Raw genomic sequence first — 19,797 nt, 5'->3', positions numbered from 1 at the left:
GCCGTTTCGGTGGGGAGACGGGTCCCCGCTCAGGCGGCTTCGACCCGAGGCGGATTCAGCTCTGGTGATCGCAGGTTGATGGAATGAAAAGACTGATCTCTTCAGGCCTTCTCGTGCTCGGCGCGCTCGCGGCCGGGGGCCTCGTCGGCTTGGTCGGTACCGGCGCCGGGCAGGCGCAGGTCGCGCCTCAGCAGCGGGTGCCGGCCTCGGCGCCGGAGGTGAAGCTGACCTTCGCGCCCGTGGTGGCCCGCACGGCGCCGGCCGTCGTCAACGTCTATGCGCAGAAGACCGCCCAGCAGCGGGCCAACCCCATCTTCGACGACCCCTTCTTCCGCCGCTTCTTCGGCGGTCCGGGCGGCCCCGGCGGTCCCGGCCTCGGCGCGCCGGAGCGGGTGCAGCGCTCCCTCGGCTCGGGGGTGATCGTGGACGGGACCGGAATCGTGGTCACTAACTTCCACGTCATCGAGGGGGCGGACGAGATCCGAATCGCCCTCAACGACAAGCGGGAATACGAGGCCGAGGTGCTGCTGCGCGACCAGCGCACCGACCTCGCCGTGCTGCGCATCAGGACCGAGGCCAGGGAGAGTTTCGCCTCGCTGGAGCTGGGCAATTCCGACGAGCTTGCCGTGGGCGACCTGGTGCTTGCCATCGGCGACCCCTTCGGCGTCGGCCAGACGGTGACGCAGGGCATCGTCTCGGCGCTGGCGCGCACACAGGTGGGCGTCTCCGACTACCAGTTCTTCATCCAGACGGATGCCGCCATCAATCCCGGCAATTCCGGCGGCGCGCTCGTGGACATGGCCGGGCGGCTGGTGGGCATCAACAGCGCCATCTATTCGCGGTCCGGCGGCAATATCGGCATCGGCTTCGCCATTCCCGTCAACATGGTGCGGGTGGTGGTGGAGCAGGCCAAGGGCGGTTCCAAGTCGGTGCGCCGGCCATGGCTGGGCGCCCGGCTGCAGCGGGTGACGCCGGATATCGCCGAAAGCCTCGGCCTGCCGCGCCCCACCGGCGTGCTGGTGCAGGACGTGGTGGCGCAGAGCCCGGCCGCCAAGGCGGACCTGCGGGTGGGCGACCTGATCGTCGCGGTGGAGGGGCAGGCCATCGACGATCCGGAATCCCTCAACTACCGCTTCGCCACCCGGCCCATCGGCGGCAGGGCGGCGCTCGCGGTCAACCGCGGCGGCAAGGAGGTGAGCGTCGTCGTGGTGCTGGAAGGCGCGCCGGAGACGGTGCCGCGCGATGAGGTGCAGGTGCGCGCCCGCTCGCCCTTCGCCGGCGCCACGATCGTGAATCTGTCGCCGGCAGTGGCGGAGGAACTGAAGGTGGACGCCAACGCCACCGGCGTGGTCATCTACGACGTGGACGACAATTCCCCCGCCGCCGCCGCCGGCTTCAAGCCCGGCGACGTGATCGTCGAGGTGAACGGCGCCAGGGTCGGCCGCACCCGCGACCTGGAGCAGATGGTCCGCACGCCGCTGCGGGCGTGGCGGGTGACGGTTGGACGTGGCGGGCGCACCATCACCGCGCTGCTTCCGGGCTAGGGCGCGCCATGGTCGATCTGTTCGAGGCGGCTGGACTGGGGAGCGAGGTGCCGCGGCCGCTCGCCGACCGGCTGCGGCCGGCGCGCCTTTCGGAAGTGGTGGGCCAGGACCATCTGGTGGGGCCGGATGGCGTGCTCACACGCATGCTGGAGACGCGCTCGCTGGGCTCCCTCATCCTATGGGGACCGCCCGGTACCGGCAAGACCACGGTGGCGCGCCTGCTCGCCACCGCGACGGATCTCCATTTCGAGCAGATCTCGGCCATCTTCTCCGGCGTCGCCGACCTCAAGAAGGTGTTCGAGCAGGCCCGCGCCCGCCGGCAGATGGGCAAGGCCACGCTCCTGTTCGTGGACGAGATCCACCGCTTCAACCGCGCCCAGCAGGATAGTTTCCTGCCGGTGATGGAGGATGGCACCGTCACCCTGGTGGGTGCCACCACCGAGAACCCGTCCTTCGAGCTGAACGCCGCACTGCTGTCGCGGGCCCGGGTGCTGGTGTTCAAGGCGCTGGACCCGGACGCCATCGCCCGCCTGCTGACGCGGGCGGAGGAGGTGGAGGGCAGGGCCCTGCCGCTCACCGAGGAGGCCCGCTTCGCCCTGGTCAACATGGCGGACGGCGACGGGCGCGCTGCGCTCACCCTCGCCGAGGAGGTGTGGCGGGCGGCGCGGGCGGGGGAGGTGTTCGACGTGGCGGCCCTGGCCGACGTGGTCCAGCGGCGCGCGCCCATCTACGACAAGAGCGAGGACGGGCACTACAATCTCATCTCCGCCCTGCACAAGGCGGTGCGCGGCTCCGATCCGGATGCGGCGCTCTATTATCTCGCCCGCATGCTGGATGCGGGGGAGGCGCCCTTGTTCCTCGCCCGGCGCATCGTGCGCATGGCCATCGAGGACATCGGCAATGCTGATCCGCAGGCGCTCGTCGTTGCAAACGCGGCCAAGGACGCCTTCGACTTCCTCGGCTCGCCGGAGGGCGAGCTGGCGCTGGCGCAGGCGGTGGTCTATGTGGCCACCGCGCCCAAGTCGAATGCCGTCTACAAGGCGTTCTCCGCGGCCAAGCGCGCGGCGAAGGAGGGCGGCTCCCTGATGCCGCCAAAGCACATCCTGAACGCCCCCACCAAGTTGATGAAGGGCGAGGGTTACGGCGCCGGCTATCGCTACGACCACGACGAGCCGGATGCCTTCTCCGGCCAGAACTACTTCCCCGAGGCCATCGGCCGGCAGAGCTTCTACCACCCGGTGGAGCGCGGCTTCGAGCGCGAGATCCGGAAGCGCATGGACTATTGGGCGCGGCTGCGGGCCGAGCGCGGGGAGAAGTGAACCGGGGGGCAGCCCAAAGTGCTTTCGAGTGAAGCGGCCGCCAGTTCGTTGCGAAGCCGTGTGCCGTACGGGTCGCCGGAGCAATGGCCGCAGGCCCCCGCGGACGGAAGGTGAGCAGCCATGGTTCCGTCGGGCGTCCGTGGGGTGGCTTCGCCGGCGTCGCGGTGATTTTCGTGCAGTTTCGGCTGGTGTCGCGTGCCCGGCTGGGCTGTGATGCGGCGCAGCAGCCCCCCGCAGCCAGAGGCCTTCCATGTATCCCGCTCTGATCGTCTTCCTCGGCGCCGGCCTCGGCGGCGTGGTGCGGCACCTGGTCAACATGGCGGTGCCCAAGCTGCTCGGCACCGGATTTCCCTTCGCCACCTTCCTCATCAACGTGTCCGGCAGCTTCCTGATGGGGATCATGGCCGGCTACCTCGCCTTCAAGGACGGGGAATTCTGGAACCAGACCATGCGGCTGTTCCTGACCACCGGCATCCTCGGCGGCTACACCACCTTCTCCACCTTCTCGCTGGATTTCCTCTCCCTGGTGGAGCGCGGCGCCTACGGTTCCGCCCTGGCCTATGCGGGCGGATCGGTGGCACTCGCCTTCATGGCGGTCTTCGCCGGCATTGCCATCATGCGCGGGCTGACGTGACGGGCGGCATCGGTTGCTCTATTGCTGCCGTTCCGGTTCAAGGCGCTCGAAGGACATTCCCATCCATGGCCGTCGCGATGAAGACCGTGGCCGAGGACGAGGCGGGTATGCGCCTCGACCGCTGGTTCAAGGTCCATTTTCCTGATCTTTCCTTCGGCCACCTGCAGAAGCTGGTACGTACCGGGCAGGTGCGCGTGGACGGCGGGCGCGTGAAGACCTCCTCCCGCCTCGAGCCGGGCCAGAGCGTGCGCATTCCTCCCCTCGGCGACGAGCCGCAGGCCGCGCCGCCCGGCAATTCGCCTGCCGGCAAGGTTGCCACAGGCAATGAGCCGCCCGGCGGCGCGGCGGAGGGGCCGGCGAAGCCGAGGCCGGCCTCGGCCGCCAAGCGCAAGGAGGACGAGGACCGCGCCTTCCTGAAATCCATCACCCTGTTCGAGGACAAGGACGTGATGGTGCTCAACAAGCCCTTCGGCCTCGCGGTGCAGGGCGGCTCGGGCACCTATCGCCATATGGACGGCATCCTCGAGGTGATGCGCGACAAGGATGGCCAGAAGCCGCGTCTCGTGCACCGCATCGACAAGGATACGTCCGGCTGCCTCCTCGTGGCCAAGACGCGCCTTGCCGCATCAGTGCTGGCGAAGAGCTTCCGCTCGCGGGAGGCGCGCAAGGTCTACTGGGCGGTGGTGCCCGGCGTGCCCAAGCCCAAGCAGGGGCGCATCTCCACCTATCTCGCCCGCGACGAGGACGAGGAGAAGATGCGCGTCGCCCGCCATGGCGAGGACGAGGCGAGCCACGCCATCACCTATTACGCCGTGGTGGACCAGGCGGCGCAGAAGATGAGCTGGCTGTCGCTGAAGCCGGTGACGGGCCGCACCCACCAGTTGCGCGCCCACCTTGCCCATATCGGCCACCCCATCGTCGGTGACCCCAAATATTTCGATATCGAGAACTGGGAGCTGCCGGGCGGGCTGCAGAACCGCCTGCACCTTCTGGCACGGCGTCTCGTCATTCCCCATCCGCGCGGGCAGGGGGTGATCGACGTGTCCGCCCCGCTGCCGCCGCATATGGCGCAGTCCTTCGCGGTGCTGGGCTTCGATGCGTCCCAGTACGACCCCATCCTCGAGGCGCCGGAGGGGTGAGGCCGGTCCTTGCCGCCGCCGGTCTTCTGGCCGTCATGCTGCTGGCCAGCAGCGGAACCCGCGCGGAACCGGCAAGGCTGCTCGACTTCTACCGCGAGCTTCAGGTTGCCCAGGTCAACGGTTTCTCCCCCTACGAGATATCGGGTGGGGGCGAGGCCGCCGGTGAGCCCGCCACGGTCTCCGGCAGCATCCTCTACGGTGATCGCGCCCGCCTCGCGCTGACGCTGGACGAGGCTAATTTCTACCTGCGCATCCATGATCGCGGCGATGGGGAAGGCGCCACGCCCTTCGTCACCGAGGTGGCGGTCTGGTTCGATGCCGAGGGCTTCCCGCTGCTGGGCCTCAGCGAGCGCGGGCTCAAGGCGGGCGTGCCCTTCGCCGGACGGGTGCGATTCTACTCGCGGGCGTCCGGCCGCTGGAACCTCGTGACCGCCACCGTGTTGCCGGCCCTCGACCGGGATCTCTGCCAGGCCGAGCCCCGGGAGGTGGACGAGAGCACAGCCGCGTGGGAGGGGCTCGGCCGGGTCGTCATCCTCCTGCCCCGTCGCGGAACCGATCTTGCGGCATGGTGCGTGGGGCCCGGTCCGATGGCCGGAACCGGAATGATCCTGACCTGGGACCGTGCCCGGAGCCGCTTCCGGAAGGGGAGGGCGCTCGCCGCGCCGGCCCCGTGGCCGGATGCTGCGGCGGCGCCGTAGGGCGGCGGGCGGCGGATCGTCGGGGAGACTTTTAAACTTTAGTATGGCCTTGATGACGAAGCCGCAGCAAGGTGTCCCCATGCGGCTTGAAGTCGCCGCGTCTTTGCCTATGGTGCCGCGCCAAGGCTCCATGGCCAAACAAGAAGCAACCCGAAAGCGGCCCCAGCCGCGCGCCCGAGGGAAACGATCTCGATGTCAACGCTCCTCGCCCTCGCCCGGGGCATCGATGCCGTGAACATGCGCATCGGCAAGGCGGCCTCGTGGCTGATCCTCGTTGCGATCCTCGTCTCCGCGGCCAACGCCGTGGTGCGCAAGCTGTTCGATCTCAGCTCCAATTCCTGGCTGGAGCTGCAATGGGTGCTGTTCGCCGCTGTGTTCCTGCTGTGCGGGTCCTGGACGCTCATGGACAACGAGCACATCCGCATCGACATCGTGAACGCCCGCCTGGGCAAGCGGGTGCGGGACGGCATCGACATTTTCGGCCACATCTTCTTTCTGCTGCCGTTCTCCATCCTGCTGCTGTGGACCTCCTGGCCCTTCTTCCTCGCCTCGTGGTCCATCAACGAGCAGTCGCTGAATGCCGGCGGCCTGCCCCAATGGCCGGCCAAGTTCCTGGTGCCGCTGGGCTTCTTCCTGCTGACGCTGCAGGGCTTCTCCGAGCTGATCAAGCGCATCGCGATTTTCACGGGGCGGATGGAAGACCCCAACGACCGGGAGGGCGGCAGCCATGCGGCCCTCGCGGCGGAGGCGGAGCGCCTGCTCGCCGAAGTGGACGTTCCCGGCGCCGGCACGCCGGTCGCCCCGGCCACGACCCCCGCAAACAAGCACTGACGGAGCGCGAGAGATGTTCAACGCCCGCCTCGTGAAGGCGCGTTTCGCCGCCGCCGCGCTCGTGCTCGCCCTTGTGCTTGCCGTCGTCTTGCCCGACGTGGCCTTCGCGGCCGAGCCGGGTTTCCGCGGCTGGTTCATCCACAACATGGCGCCCATCATGTTCGGCGCACTGGTGGTGTTCCTGCTGCTGGGCTATCCGGTGGCCTTCTCGCTCGCCGCCAACGGCCTCATTTTCGGCCTCATCGGCATCTGGCTCGGCCTGTTCGAGCCCAAGTTCCTCCAGGCGCTGCCGGAGCGCGTCTATGGCACCATGAACAACGAGGTGCTGCTGGCGGTCCCGTTCTTCACCTTCATGGGCCTCATCCTTGAACGGTCCGGCATGGCGGAGGACCTGCTCGACACCATCGGGCAGGTGTTCGGCTCCATCCGCGGCGGCCTCGCCTATGCGGTGATCTTCGTGGGCGCGCTGCTTGCGGCCACCACCGGCGTGGTGGCTGCCTCGGTGATCTCCATGGGCCTCATCTCGCTGCCCATCATGCTGCGCTACGGCTATGACCGGCGCGTGGCCTCGGGCGTCATCGCCGCCTCGGGCACGCTGGCGCAGATCATTCCGCCGTCCCTCGTGCTCATCGTCATGGCCGATCAGCTCAACCGCTCGGTGGGCGACATGTACGAGGGCGCCTTCGTGCCGGGCCTGCTGCTCGCCAGCCTTTACGCTCTCTACATTTTCCTTGTCTCGACCATCTTCCCGAGCGCGGCTCCCGGCCTGCCGCTGGAAGCCCAGACCCTGCGCGACCCGAACCAGAAGATCGGGCCTTCCCGCATCCTCGGCGCCATCGCCGCGGCGGGCTTCGCGATCCTGATCGCCACCGGCTCCCTGCCGCACCTCACCGCCGGCCTCATTCCCGGCGTCGCCAATCAGGTGGTGTGGGGGGCGGTGGCCTTCGTGCTGCTCTACTTCGTGATGTCGGGCACGGCGCGGCTTCTGACGCCCTCGCTGTTCATCGCGCTCGCTTTGTCCATCGCCGGCGGCATCTTCCTGATGGTGGAATCGGGCGTGAAGTTCGGCGCCGACTATGTGGTGCTCACCATGTCCGCCACGGTGGGCCTCGCCTTCGTGCTGGCGGTGATCAACCGCGTGTTCCGCCTCGGCCTGCTGTCCAAGCTTGCCGAGCAGGTGGTGTTCGTGATGGTGCCGCCGCTGGCCCTCATCTTCCTGGTGCTGGGCACCATCTTCATCGGCGTCGCCACCCCGACCGAGGGCGGCGCCATGGGCTCGGTGGGCGCGCTCATCCTCGCCTTCGCCCGCGGCCGGCTGAAATTCGACCTGATGCGGCAGGCCACCTATTCCACCGCCAAGCTGTCCGCCTTCGTGCTGTTCATCCTGCTGGGCGCGCGCGTGTTCTCGCTCACCTTCTACGGCGTGGACGGCCACAAGTGGGTTGAGGAACTGCTGGTGTCGCTGCCCGGCGGGCAGCTGGGCTTCCTCATCGCGGTGAACGCGCTGGTGTTCGTGCTGGCCTTCTTCCTCGATTACTTCGAGCTCGCCTTCATCATCATCCCGCTCCTGGGGCCGGCGGCGGACAAGATCGGCATCGACCTCATCTGGTTCGGCGTGATGCTGGCGGTGAACATGCAGACTTCCTTCATGCACCCGCCCTTCGGCTTCGCTTTGTTCTTCCTACGCTCGGTGGCGGCCAAGGTGCCGTACATCGACCGGGTGACGGGCAAGCTGATGCAGCCGGTCACCACCGGCCAGATCTACTGGGGCGCGGTGCCGTTCGTCTGCATCCAGCTGGTGATGGTGGTCCTCATCATCCTGTTCCCGGGCATGGTGACCCATTACAAGAGCGGCGGGGTGCAGCTCGACCAGCAGCAGATCCAGCAGCAGTTCGAGAACCTGTCGCCGGGCCTTGAAGCCGCTCCGCCGCCGCCTTTGGACCTCGGCTTCGGCAAATAGGATCCGCAGCCCTTGCCCTGCTAAGGGCGCATTCGGATCGGACATCACGAGGCGGATATCGTGAAGCGGACGGCATGACGCCGGCCGTTTCCTCGTGCATTCGTGGTGATCGTCCCACGGTGCCGATTCGCGGCGGCGCCCCGTGCGCGCGGGGGTGAATTGGCGGAGGTGAACGGAATGAACCCCAGGCCCGACTTCTGTCCCGGCTGCGGGGCGCAGGTCTATCCGGAGGAGGCCAGTTGCCCCTTCTGCGGCCGCAAGCTGCATACGAGCTTCCTCATGCCCTTCCTGGTGGGGCTCGGCGGAACGGCGGTGGCGCTCGTTTCCGGCGGTCTCGTCTGGTGGGTGATGTCCGCGCCGCCCGCCGAGCCGGAGGCCGGCGCGCCCCAGAGCGCGGCGATCGCGCCTGCGCCGCAGGCTGAGCCGGCGCCCCAGCCGCAGGCGCCGCCCGCCGCGCCCGTGGCTCCCGGTGCCACGTCTCCCCCCCAGGCCGCAGGTGACCTGGCGCGGAGCCAGCAGGAGGCGGCGCTGCCCCTGCCCACGGTCAACGGCCCGATCACGCCGCCGGCGGCAGACGCCAATGCGCGGCGGGCCTTCGCCAAGAGCAAGCAGGAAAGCTTTGCCCAGAACGGTCTCGACCTCACGGTCACGGCCGGTGGCGAGGATGCCACCATCCTCACCATCAAGTTCAACTTCCCGGCCAAGACGGCGGCGGAGCTGATCGTCGCCGGTCCGTTTCCCAAGCAGTGCGAGCAACGGGGCTTCCGGCAGGTGCTGTTCGTGGACCCGTCGGGCATCACGTGGATATATGATGTGGCGACCCAGCAGATGACCCAGAAATGACCCCATCCGAGAGCGATGCCGACCCTGCCCCGGACGCCGCGCCCCTGAAGCTGGTACTGTTCGATTGCGACGGCACGCTGGTGGACAGCCAGCACATGATCGTCGCCGCCATGCGCGACGCCCATGCGGCCCACGGCGTGGCGCTGCCCGATCGGGACCGGCTGCTCTCGGTGGTCGGTCTGTCCCTGCCGGAGGCGTTCGCCATGCTCTCGCGGGGCGACCTCGCCTATCCGGTCGAGGCCCTGGTGGATGCCTATCGCACCGCCTTCACCCGCCTGCGCAACGCCGAGCCCCCCGAGCCCATGTTCGAGGGCGCCTGGGAGGTGCTCGACGCCCTGCGCCGGCGCGACGACGTGGTGCTGGGCATGGTCACCGGCAAGGCGCGGCGCGGAGTGGAGCGGGTGCTGAAGGCCCATGCCATGGAAGGCTGGTTCGCCACCATCCAGACCGCCGACGACGCCCCCTCCAAACCCCATCCGGCCATGGTGTTCCAGGCCATGGGCGAGATCGGCGCGCGGCCGGAGGAGACGGTGGTGGTGGGCGACACCACCTATGACGTCTCCATGGCGCTGCAGGCGGGGGCCTCGGCGCTCGGCGTCGGCTGGGGCTATCATGAGGTGGCGGCGCTGGAGCGGGCCGGGGCGGACCATATCGTCCACCGGTTCGACGAGGTGCCGGCCGCCATCTTCGACCTTCTGGCGCGTCGGCGCGCCATCGCCGGATAGGAGCCGGGCCATGGATGATCCCACAGATTCTGATCCCACCGCGGGCCATCAGACGATGCGTGATTTCCTGGAGGGCATCGAGGAGCCCGTCGCGGGGGACGACCCCGTCGCCCGCGCCCGTGCCGCCCAGCGCACCCCCCTGCCGAAGCGCTTCTATACCGACGTCAGCGTCGGCGAGACGGATGGCGGCTTCACCATCCTCCTCGACGGCCGGCCGGTGCGCACCCCCGCGCGTGGGATGCTGCTGGCGCCGACGCGTCCTCTGGCCGAGGCCATGGCCGCCGAATGGGCGGCGCAGGAGAAGGAGATCAATCCCTTCTTCATGCCGCTGACGCGCCTCGTGAACGTGGCCCTCGACCGGGTCGGGCCGGAAGCCGAGGCGGTGCGCGACGAGGTGGTGCGCTATGCCGGCTCCGACATGCTGTTCTACCGCGCCGACGGCCCGCAGACGCTGGTGAACCGGCAGGCGGAGCAGTGGGACCCGGTGCTCGACTGGTTGAGCCGCAGCCACGACGCCCGCTTCTTCCTTTCGGAGGGCATCCGGCACGTGACCCAGCCGGATGCGTCGCTGGAGCGGGTGCGGGCGCTGGTGCCGGAAACTCCGCTGAAGCTCGCCGCCGTCCATTCCATCACCACGCTCACCGGCTCGGCGCTGCTGGCGCTGGCGGTGGCGGAAGGCGCGCTTGCGGCCGGTGCCGCCTGGGCCGCGGCCCATGTGGACGAGGATTTCAACCGCGAGCAGTGGGGCGAGGACGAGATCGCCACCGCCCGCCGCGCCGCCCGCCGCACCGAGATGGATGCGGCCGTCCGGCTGCTGGCTTTGATCGACTGAGCCCGCGGGCCGCCGCGCCTTGCGCCTCGGCTCCCGGCGGAAGGTGCGCATGCGCTCGGGTGAAACGGCTCCGGCATCGGTCAAGGACCGCAGCCGCGGGATAGGGAGAGAGGGATGGACGAGGATACCATCGCCGACCTCTTCAGCGCCTTCGGCGACGTGCGCACGCGGCGCATGTTCGGTGGCCGGGGGCTCTATGCGGACGGGCTGATGTTCGCCATCGAGGTCCGTGGCACCATCTATCTGAAGGCGGACGCCGACCTCGCGGCGGTGCTGGAAGGTCGGGGCTCGGCTCCCTTCTCCTACCTCGCCAACGGCGCCGTGCGCACCATGGCCGGTTTCTGGTCGGTGCCCGAGGCGGCGCTGGACGATGGCGACGACCTCGCCATGCTCGCCCGCCACTCCCTCGCGCTGGCCCGCGCCGCAGCCGCGCGCAAGCCGCTGAAGACGGCCGGGGCACGATCCAAACCGAAATCACCATCCAAAAAGAAAACCCCGCGCGGCTGACCGGCGGGGTTGTTCCAAGGTGATCAACCGGCGTTCCATGAGGGACGCGCCGGAGACAGTTCAGCCGGCCTTCACGCGCACCGGGCGCAGGAGGAAGGCGGGCAGGTGGCTCATGTCCGCCGGCTCGCTGGCAGGCGCGCGTTCGCGCCGCGCCGGGCGGGCTTCCGCGCCATCCTCGCGGGCGGGACGACGGCTGCGCTCCGGACGGTCGCCGCGCGGGGCTCGGGTCTCGGCCTCCACGCGAACCTCGCCGGCGGGAGCTTCCCGCTCCCGACGCGGCTCCCGCTCGCGGCGGGGCTCCCGTTCCGGACGCGGCTCCCGCGCGACGCGGGGTTCGCGTTCAGGGCGGGGCTCCCGCTCCGCACGAGGCTCCCGCTCCACACGAGGCTCGCGGTCGGGACGCGCCTCGCCGCGGGGTTCCTTCTCCACGCGGCGCTTGCCGCGCAGGCGTCCACCGTCCTCGCGGCGCTCCCGCCGCTCCGACGCCGGCGGGGCATCGCCCAGGGGCGTGCCGTGCCAGGGGACGGGATTGCCGATCAGCTTCTCGATGGCCGCCACCGACTTGCCGTCGGAATGGGTGACCATGGTATAGGCGGTGCCCGCACGCCCGGCGCGGCCGGTACGGCCGATGCGGTGCACATAGTCTTCCGAGTGGTGCGGCACGTCATAGTTGAAGACGTGGCTCACCGCCGGGATGTCGAGCCCGCGCGCCGCCACGTCGGAGGCAACCAGCAGGGTGGCCTCGCCGGCGCGGAACTGGTCGAGGGCCTTGATGCGGGCGTGCTGGTCCATGTCGCCGTGCAGGGCCACGGCATTGAAGCCGTGCTTCTGCAGCGAGCGGTGCAGCACCGCCACGTCGCGCTTGCGGTTGCAGAAGATGATGCCGTTCTGCAGCCCCTCGCAATTGCGGATGAGCTCGCGCAGCACCTCGCGCTTCTCGTAGTCCTCGCGGCCGGAGGCGACGAGCAGCTGGGTCACCGTGGTGGCGGTGGAGGCCGGCTTCGACACTTCCACGCGCACGGGATTGGAGAGGAACTGGGAGACCAGGCGCTGGATCTCCGGCGGCATGGTGGCCGAGAAGAACAGCGTCTGCCGGGTGAAGGGCACGAGCTTGCAGACGCGCTCGATGTCCGGGATGAAGCCCATGTCCAGCATGCGGTCGGCCTCGTCGATGACGAGCACCTCGATGCCGGACAGGAGCAGCCGGCCGCGCTCCACATGGTCGAGCAGGCGGCCGGGGGTGGCGATGAGGACATCCACGCCGCGCAGCAGCTTGGTATCCTGGTCGCCGAAGGAAACGCCGCCGATGAGCAGGGCGACATTCAGTTTGTGGTTCTTGCCGTAGCGGGTGAAGTTCTCTTCCACCTGCGCCGCGAGTTCGCGCGTCGGCTCCAGGATGAGGGTGCGGGGCATTCGGGCGCGGGCGCGTCCCTGCTCCAGCAGCGTCAGCATGGGAAGGGTGAAGGCGGCGGTCTTGCCGGTGCCTGTCTGCGCGAGGCCGAGCACATCTCGGCGCGCGAGCACATGGGGGATGGCCTGGGCCTGGATGGGCGTCGGTTGCGTGTAGCCGGTGTCAGCGACTGCCGCGAGGACCTTTTCGCTCAGGCCGAGTTCGGAAAATGACATTGCATCTTTTGGATGCGGCGGCGCACCGCTGATCGAACGTCCCGTGCCGTACGGGCTCAGACGAGGGGTCGTCGGTCGGCGCGCTAGATTCGACATATCTCGGACGACGCATAGCAACATAAGAAAATTGTGCGCCGTGTCAATGTTTTCCGGTCCTGTTTACGGAGCGGAGGGAAATTCCCGCCGCGTACCGCCCGATTGAAGGCCGATGGCATGCGAGGCATGCGTGTGGCGAATGTGCGGGGGTGCTGCCATGCGCTTCGGGCGTGTCTGACGGCTTGACCGCTGAGGCATCCCGCCGCAGTGGATGGCCCCACTTTGTCCGGCGGCGAATCCCGATGCCCTTCCTCCTCGTTCTCGGCCTCGCGGCGTTCGCGAGCGCGTTCTCCATGCGCGCGGTCGATCCCATGCTGAACATCCTCGCTGCGGACCTCAATGTGACGCTGCAGGAAGTGGCGCTGCTCGCCAGCGCCTTCACCCTGCCTTACGCCACCATGCAGCTGCTGTTCGGCCCCATCGGGGATGCGGTGGGCAAGGTGCGGCTCATCCGCTTCAATCTTGCCATGCTGGCGGTGGGGCTGGCGGTCTCGGCGCTGGTTCCCGGCCACCCGGAACTGCTGGCGGCGCGGATGCTGTCGGGGGCGTTCGCGGGCGGCGTCATCCCGGTCGTGCTCGCCACCGTGGGCGACCGCGTCTCCTTCGAGATGCGCCCGCTGGCGCTGAGCCGGGTGCTGCTCGCCTTGGTGCTGGGCCAGCTGGTGGGTTCGGCGGCGGCGGGCTTCATCGCCGAATATGCGGGGTGGCGGCCGGTGTTCTGGTGCGCCTTCGGCGTGGCGGCCGTGGCCTTCCTGTCGGCGATGGTGGGGATCACGGAGGAGCGCCAGCGCCAGCCTTTGTCGTTCGGCGCGGCCCTCGCCCGCTATGGCACGGTGCTGAAAAACCCCTTGTCCATCAAGGTCTATGCGGTGGTGGCGGTGGAAGGCGCGCTCACCTTCGGCGTGTTCCCGCTGGCCGCGCCGCTGATGGTGGAGCACGGCCTCGGGGATGCGGTGGAAGCCGGCCTCGTTCTGGGCGCCTTCGCCATCGGCGGAGCCTTCTATACCTTCGCGGTGCCGGTCCTGGTGCGCCGCCTCGGCCTCGCCGGCATGATCGGGGCCGGGGCCGCCGGTGTCGGCATCCTGTTCGGTGCGGCTGCGGTGGGGCCGAACCTGCCGGTGGTGGTGGCGCTGTTCGCCGCGTCCGGGTTCGCCTTCTACATGATCCACAACGTGCTGCAGATCCTCGCCACCGAGCTGTCGGCGGAGGCGCGGGGCTCGGCGGTGTCCCTGTTCGCCTCGGCCTTCTTCGTGGGGCAGGCGGTGGGCGCCGTCATCCTCGCCCAGGCGGCGGGCGTCCTCGGCGCGGCGCCGGTTTTCGCCCTGGCGGGGCTGGGCATGCTGATCCTCGCGGCACCTGCCAGCCTCCTGCCGCCCCGCAAGGCCAAGGCTGCGGCCTGAACACGACGGGTTGGCGCGGGGCAGCCCGCGCCTCAGATGTCGAGCATCTCCTCGCCGGCGAAGGCGGCCCGCTCGGAGATGAAGGCGAAGCGCGCCTCGGGCTTGTTGCCCATGAGCCGTTCCACCAGGTCGATGGTGGCGGCCCGCTCGGCATCCTCGATGGTGACGCGCTGGAGCGTGCGGGTCTTCGGGTCCATGGTGGTTTCCTTCAGCTGCGCCGGCATCATCTCGCCGAGGCCCTTGAAGCGGCCCACCTCCACCTTGCCCTTGCCGGTGAATTCCTTCTTCAGCAGCTTTTCGCGGTGGGCGTCGTCGCGCGCATAGAGCGTCTTGGCGCCTTGCGTGATGCGGTAGAGCGGCGGCACGGCCAGGAAGAGGTGGCCGTCCTCGATCAGCTTCGGCATCTGGCGGAAGAAAAAGGTGACGAGGAGGGAGGCGATGTGCGCCCCGTCCACGTCCGCGTCGGTCATGATGATGACCCTCTCGTAGCGCAGGTCCGCGTCGCGGTAGTGGGAGAGCGTGCCGCAGCCCAGCGCCTGGCCGAGATCGGCGAGCTGCTGGTTCTGGGCGAGCTTGTCGCGGGTGGCGCTGGCGACGTTCAGGATCTTGCCGCGCAGGGGCAGCACAGCCTGGGTCTTGCGGTCGCGGGCCTGCTTGGCCGAGCCGCCGGCCGAATCGCCCTCGACGATGAAGATCTCCGAGCCGGCCGCCTCGGTATTGGAGCAGTCGGCGAGCTTGCCCGGCAGGCGCAGCTTGCGCACGGCGGTCTTGCGGGAGACTTCCTTCTCCTGCTTGCGGCGCAGGCGCTCCTCGGCGCGGTCGATGACGTGCTCCAGCAGCCGGCCGGCCTGCACCGGATTGGCGGCGAGCCAGTGGTCGAACGGGTCGCGCAGGCCCTGTTCCACGATGCGCGCCGCCTCGGCGGTGGCGAGCCGGTCCTTGGTCTGGCCCTGGAATTCCGGCTCGCGCACGAACACGGAGAGCATGGCGGCGCAGCCGGTGGTCACGTCGTCGCCGGTGATGACCGAGCCGCGCTTGCCCTGGCCGGAGCGCTCGGCGTGGTCCTTCAGCCCCTTGAGCAGCACGGCCCTCAGGCCATTCTCATGGGTGCCGCCGTCGGGCGTCGGGATGGTGTTGCAGTAGGAGGAGATGCCGCCGTCCGCATCCGCCACCCACGCCACGGCCCATTCCACCGAGCCGTGGCCGCCGGGCTTGGTGATGCGGCCGGAGAAGATGTCCTGGTGCACCAGCGTCTGGCCGTCGAGGTCGGCGGCGAGATAGTCGCGCAGGCCGCCGGGGAAGCGGAAGCTGGTCTTCTCGGGAACGCCCTCCACGCCCTTCAGCAACTCGGGATCGCACGACCAGCGGATTTCCACGCCCCCGAACAGGTAGGCCTTGGACCGCGCCATGCGAAACACCCGGGCCGGCTCGAAGCGGGCGGACGGGCCGAAGATCTCGGGGTCGGGATGGAAGCGCACGCGGGTGCCGCGCCGGTTGGTGATGCGGCCGACTTCCTTCAGCTTGCCCTGGGGCACGCCCTTGGAAAAGCTTTGGCGATAGAGGGTCTGGCCCCGCGCCACCTCCACCTCGAGGTCGTCCGAGAGCGCGTTCACGACCGACACGCCGACGCCGTGGAGGCCGCCGGAGGTCTCGTAGACCTTGCTGTCGAACTTTCCGCCGGCATGCAGCGTGGTCATGATGACCTCAAGGGCCGATTTGCCGGGGAACTTGGGGTGCTCCTCCACCGGAATGCCACGCCCGTTGTCGGAGACGGTGAGGTAGCCGTCAGCGCCGAGCTGCACCTCGATGAAGCTGGCGTGCCCGGCCACCGCCTCGTCCATGGAATTGTCGATCACCTCGGCGAAGAGGTGGTGCAGCGCCTTCGTGTCCGTGCCGCCGATATACATGCCGGGGCGGCGGCGCACCGGCTCCAGCCCCTCCAGCACCTCGATGTGGGCGGCGGTGTAGTCGGCGGCCATGGCGGGAACCGCGGCGGTGGCCTTGGCCGACTTGCCGGCGGGCTTCTGACGCGGGGTGGAGCCGAAGAGATCGTCGGATTGGGACATGGGACCTGATTAGCCGAAGTGAAGGGGCGAGGGCAGTGCGAATCGTCGCGTCGGCTCCGCCAGGGTGCGGCGCATCATGCCGCGGCCAGAGAGTGGGGCGCCGGCCTGCCGGACGCAAGCCCGGGCCTTGCGTCCGGCAGGCATGCCCCCCGGGGGGGCGGCCGATCCCGCGGCGTGAAGATGATCATGGATGATGCCGCGCTCTTTCGCGAAGCAAAAATGGAAATGCTGCGATGCAATGCAGCAAATGCTGACAAACAAGTGTCGCAAATGTAATCATGTTTGTGGGCAAATAGTACCGCTTTGCCCGATTTCGGTATTGCAATTTGAGAACTTGAACGTTTTTCTTTCATGTCTATAGTGAAGTGCCTCGACGGGTTGCAGCCCGGGAGTATGTAGCGTGTGCGCAATTTCGGTCGCGGTCGTGGACGACCATCCCATCGTTGTCGAAGGTATCGTGGCGGTTCTCGAGAAGACGGGAATGTTCAACGTCGTCTCTACCGGCTGCGGCGTGGGCGACATTGTCGGGACCGCGCAAGGCCACCAGCCCGATGTGATCGTGGTCGACCTCACCATGCAGGGCGACGTGATCGGCGCGGTCGCCACTGTGCGCGAGACCTTCCCGACGACCAGCATCGTGATCTTCACCGCCTCCAACAGCGCGGAGCTGGCCGCCAGGGCGCTCAGCGCCGGCGCGTCGGCCTTTGTCCTCAAGGGATCCCCGCAGGCGGACCTGGTGCAGGCCATCACCTGCGCCATGGCGGGGGAGACCTACATCACCCCGAGCTTCGCCGCGCGCATCATCGCCGAGCTGGAGGCCAGGGCCCGGCAGCAGCGCGCCCGGCAGGCCATGCACCTGTCCATCCGCGAGGACCAGATCGTCCAGCTCCTGCTCCTCGGCAAGAAGAACAGCGAGATCGCACGTGCCCTTGCCCTCAGCGAGAAGACGGTGAAGGGCTACATGTCCACCCTCATGCAGAAGCTGCATGCACGCAACCGCGTCGAGGTGGTCATCGCCGCGCAGAATCTCGGCGGCGGGGCCCCGGCCGGCGGCGCCGCCGCCCAGCGCCGCTCCTGAGCCATCCGGCTCACTGCTCCCGGAACGCCCGGTTGAAGTGGTCCATCAGCGGTTTCGCCAGATAGGCGATGGCGGTGCGTTCCATGCCGGATATGAAGACCTCCACCGGCATGCCCGGCACCAGCTCGCGGTCGCCCAGCTTCGACAGGTCGTCGTCGATGGCGATCTCCACGATATAGGACACCGTTCCGCCCACCGGATCGCGGATGGTGGCCGGCGAGACCTGCGCCACCCGCCCGCGCAGCTCGGGCGTGGTGTTCTGGTTGAAGGCCGAGAAGCGCAGCCGGGCGGGCTGGCCGCGCTCCACCTGGTCGATGTCGGTGGGCGTCACCTTGGCCTCCACCCGCAGCCGGGCCTCGGCGGGCACCAGCGTCACCACCTTCGCGGCCGGCGTGATGACGCCGCCGATGGTGTAGACGCTCAATTCGTTCACCCGGCCGGTCAAAGGAGCGCGCAGCTCGGTGCGGGACAGCCGGTCCTCGATCACCATGCGCCGGTCGTTCAGCTCGGAGATGCGGGAATCGAGCGTCCTCAGCTCGCGCTGCGCGTCGGTGCGGGCATTCTGGTCGAGGGCGATGATCTGCAGGCGGGCATCGGTGATGCGCACGTTCGCGCGGGCCATGGAGGCCTCGATCTCGCCTTTCTCGCCGTTGATCCGCGCCCATTCCCGGTTGAGGGCGTGGACGCGGCTGCCGTCGGTGAGGCCCTTATTGAACAGGTAGACCACCTTTTCGCGCTCCAGGGCGAGCAACTCCGTCTCCTCGATCTTGGCGGAGCGGCGGGCGTCGAGGCCGCGGATCTCCTCCCCGGTCTGGGCGATGGCAAGCTCCAGCTGCTCGGCCTGGCTCCGGCGGGTGAAGCGGTTGCCGTCGAACAGGCGGGTCTCGTCGCGCAGCACCAGCGCCACGTCCGGCGAGAGGGCGTGGATCTCCTTGGGAAACTCGATGCGCTCCAGCCCGTCGCGCTCGGCGATGAGGCGGGCGCGACGCACCAGAAGCTCGATGAGCTGCACCCGCACGATGGACAGTTCCGCCCGCGAGGCGGTGTCGTCGAGCCGCAGCAGCATCTGGCCGGCCTGGACAAGGTCGCCCTGCTTCACGGCGATCTCGGCGACGATGCCGCCGTCGCGGTGCTGCACCTCCTTGAGGTTCTGGTCCACCGTCACCGTGCCCTGCGCGATCACGGCCCCGTTGAGTCGCGCGGAGGCCGCCCAGCCGCCGCAGCCGGCGAACAGCAGCACCCCCAGCGCGAGTCCGGCGACCACATGGCGACGCAGCTGGAAGATGGGCTCGTCGCGGGACAGATCGCTCTCCTTGCTCATGGCGGTTCTCCGTCAGGCCAGCGCCAGCGCGTCGGCGGTGGGGACCGGTGGCGCGGCGTCGGTGTCGTCCGGCGTCGCGACCAAATCGGAAGAAGCGGAGCCGGTGAGCGGCGCCGCCTCCGCCTGGAATGCATAGGGTCGGGTCTCGCCGCCCTCGCCATAGGTGTCGGCGAACAGCTGGTCGGGATCTCCCGCCGCGGCGGAAGGGCTCTCCGCGGCCAGCTCGTCCTTGACCTGGAGCTGATCGCCCACCTGGAGCTCCACGATCTGGCTCACCGATTGCGGGGGCGGGTCCGAGGTCGCCGCTGCCGCGAAGACGAAGGTATCGCCTTCGGCCTGCGTGACGGCGGCATCTGCACCGGAGTCCGCGCTCGCGGTGCCGGTGACCGGCTGGGCAAGGATGGCCTGCTCCATGGCCTGCTGCTCGCTCACCGCCGGCGTGGTCGCGACCTCCACCGGAGCGGTCTCGATCGCGGCGGGCGCGGCGACGACGGCCGGGTCGCCTGCGGCCGACGCAGCCATATCGCCCCCGCTGGCGACGGAGACGTTCTCGGCGGCGGGCGCGGCCTCCGCGACGACGGTCCCGGACGAGACCGTGTCGGCCGCAGGCGTCCCGGCGGCGGACGCCTCGGCGCCCACGGTATCGGTGCCCGCCGGGCCGGGCTGGCCGGCCGCGGTCCTGACCGAGGCGAGCCCGGCAAGGGCAAGGCCGGCGGCGTCCGCGTTCGGCTCGTCCGGCTCCTCCCGGTTTGCGGCGGGGAGGGCGGCGAAGGTGGCCGACGGCAGGTCGAGGCCGCTGGCCTCGATGCCTTCGGGGTCGATCTCGAACACGGCGTGCTGCGGTACGCCTTCGACGCCGTCCGACACCACGTAGCTGAGGGTGACACGCTCCGTCGCGGCGGCCGGCGCGAGATAGACCCAGCCTCCCTTGGCGGGAACCAGCATGCCGGCGGAGGCGACGAGCTTCTGGACCTCCAGCGCCTGTCCGTCGGGATCGCTGGCGCCGGCCAGCAGGGCGGCAAGGGGAATGAAGACCGCCTGCGCCACCGAGATGTTCGGTAGCGCGACCGGGTCACCGACCCGGGGCGGCCGGTTGCGGCTGGTGTCGTCGTCGCCCTCCTCGTCGCCTTCCGTCTTCGCGGACGGGCCCGAGCCGCCACCTCCGCCACCGCCACCGC

The 19,797-nt window shown here is 69.3% G+C and carries 17 protein-coding genes; 13 read left to right on the top strand and 4 right to left on the bottom strand.

Annotated elements, in window-relative coordinates; translation table 11 throughout:
- The first annotated feature begins 83 nt into the window (after positions 1–83).
- From K9U40_RS09815 to K9U40_RS09765, 11 genes are all read left to right on the top strand, one after another.
- Entirely contained in the window at positions 84–1,544 is a 1,461-nt protein-coding gene (locus K9U40_RS09815; RefSeq protein ID WP_282890015.1) for a Do family serine endopeptidase, read from the top strand.
- Between the two features lie 8 nt (positions 1,545–1,552).
- Positions 1,553–2,863, top strand: coding sequence for a replication-associated recombination protein A (locus K9U40_RS09810; RefSeq protein ID WP_282890014.1), 1,311 nt, complete (start codon positions 1,553–1,555; stop codon positions 2,861–2,863).
- A 250-nt stretch (positions 2,864–3,113) separates the two neighbouring features.
- The gene (crcB, locus tag K9U40_RS09805) at positions 3,114–3,497 is read left to right on the top strand and encodes a fluoride efflux transporter CrcB (protein ID WP_282890013.1); all 384 of its coding nucleotides are present in this window, start codon (positions 3,114–3,116) and stop codon (positions 3,495–3,497) included.
- A 65-nt stretch (positions 3,498–3,562) separates the two neighbouring features.
- Positions 3,563–4,636, top strand: coding sequence for an RluA family pseudouridine synthase (locus K9U40_RS09800; RefSeq protein ID WP_282890012.1), 1,074 nt, complete (start codon positions 3,563–3,565; stop codon positions 4,634–4,636).
- The gene (locus K9U40_RS09795) at positions 4,633–5,334 is read left to right on the top strand and encodes a hypothetical protein (RefSeq protein ID WP_282890011.1); all 702 of its coding nucleotides are present in this window, start codon (positions 4,633–4,635) and stop codon (positions 5,332–5,334) included. Before K9U40_RS09800 ends, K9U40_RS09795 begins: the two co-directional genes overlap by 4 nt.
- A 192-nt stretch (positions 5,335–5,526) precedes the next feature.
- Positions 5,527–6,165 carry a TRAP transporter small permease subunit gene (locus K9U40_RS09790; RefSeq protein WP_282890010.1) on the top strand — a complete coding sequence of 213 codons (639 nt, stop codon included), beginning with the start codon at positions 5,527–5,529 and terminating at the stop codon, positions 6,163–6,165.
- A 145-nt stretch (positions 6,166–6,310) separates the two neighbouring features.
- Positions 6,311–8,125, top strand: a complete 1,815-nt coding sequence (locus tag K9U40_RS09785; protein ID WP_282890038.1) for a TRAP transporter large permease — start codon at positions 6,311–6,313, stop codon at positions 8,123–8,125.
- Positions 8,126–8,302: 177 nt separating this feature from the next.
- Positions 8,303–8,968 carry a zinc ribbon domain-containing protein gene (locus K9U40_RS09780; RefSeq protein ID WP_282890009.1) on the top strand — a complete coding sequence of 222 codons (666 nt, stop codon included), beginning with the start codon at positions 8,303–8,305 and terminating at the stop codon, positions 8,966–8,968.
- On the top strand, positions 8,965–9,693 hold the full coding sequence (locus K9U40_RS09775) for an HAD-IA family hydrolase (protein ID WP_282890008.1): 729 nt from the start codon (positions 8,965–8,967) through the stop codon (positions 9,691–9,693). Before K9U40_RS09780 ends, K9U40_RS09775 begins: the two co-directional genes overlap by 4 nt.
- Positions 9,694–9,748: 55 nt before the next feature.
- The gene (locus K9U40_RS09770; RefSeq protein WP_282890037.1) at positions 9,749–10,525 is read left to right on the top strand and encodes an ATP12 family chaperone protein; all 777 of its coding nucleotides are present in this window, start codon (positions 9,749–9,751) and stop codon (positions 10,523–10,525) included.
- A gap of 114 nt (positions 10,526–10,639) precedes the next feature.
- The gene (locus K9U40_RS09765) at positions 10,640–11,032 is read left to right on the top strand and encodes a TfoX/Sxy family protein (protein ID WP_282890007.1); all 393 of its coding nucleotides are present in this window, start codon (positions 10,640–10,642) and stop codon (positions 11,030–11,032) included.
- Between the two features lie 60 nt (positions 11,033–11,092).
- On the opposite strand, the gene K9U40_RS09760 is transcribed toward K9U40_RS09765, so the two are convergent.
- Entirely contained in the window at positions 11,093–12,658 is a 1,566-nt protein-coding gene (locus K9U40_RS09760) for a DEAD/DEAH box helicase (protein ID WP_282890006.1), read from the bottom strand.
- A 338-nt stretch (positions 12,659–12,996) separates the two neighbouring features.
- On the opposite strand from K9U40_RS09760, the gene K9U40_RS09755 reads away from it, so the two are divergent.
- Positions 12,997–14,154, top strand: a complete 1,158-nt coding sequence (locus K9U40_RS09755; protein WP_282890005.1) for an MFS transporter — start codon at positions 12,997–12,999, stop codon at positions 14,152–14,154.
- A 32-nt stretch (positions 14,155–14,186) separates the two neighbouring features.
- Here the strand turns inward: K9U40_RS09755 and parE are convergent, their stop codons facing one another.
- Entirely contained in the window at positions 14,187–16,220 is a 2,034-nt protein-coding gene (gene parE, locus K9U40_RS09750) for a DNA topoisomerase IV subunit B (RefSeq protein ID WP_282890004.1), read from the bottom strand.
- 400 nt (positions 16,221–16,620) lie between these two features.
- Between parE and K9U40_RS09745 the strand changes: the two genes are divergently transcribed.
- Positions 16,621–17,298 carry a response regulator gene (locus K9U40_RS09745; RefSeq protein WP_282890003.1) on the top strand — a complete coding sequence of 226 codons (678 nt, stop codon included), beginning with the start codon at positions 16,621–16,623 and terminating at the stop codon, positions 17,296–17,298.
- A gap of 10 nt (positions 17,299–17,308) precedes the next feature.
- On the opposite strand, the gene K9U40_RS09740 is transcribed toward K9U40_RS09745, so the two are convergent.
- Positions 17,309–18,619, bottom strand: coding sequence for an HlyD family type I secretion periplasmic adaptor subunit (locus K9U40_RS09740; RefSeq protein ID WP_282890002.1), 1,311 nt, complete (start codon positions 18,617–18,619; stop codon positions 17,309–17,311).
- A gap of 12 nt (positions 18,620–18,631) precedes the next feature.
- The coding region (locus K9U40_RS09735) for a cadherin-like domain-containing protein (RefSeq protein WP_282890001.1) at positions 18,632–19,797 on the bottom strand (1,166 nt) is incomplete at its 5' end.

Source organism: Xanthobacter autotrophicus (assembly GCF_030015065.1).
GTDB classification, from domain to species: Bacteria; Pseudomonadota; Alphaproteobacteria; order Rhizobiales; family Xanthobacteraceae; genus Xanthobacter; species Xanthobacter autotrophicus_D.
This window is presented reverse-complemented; position numbering and strand designations above follow the sequence as displayed.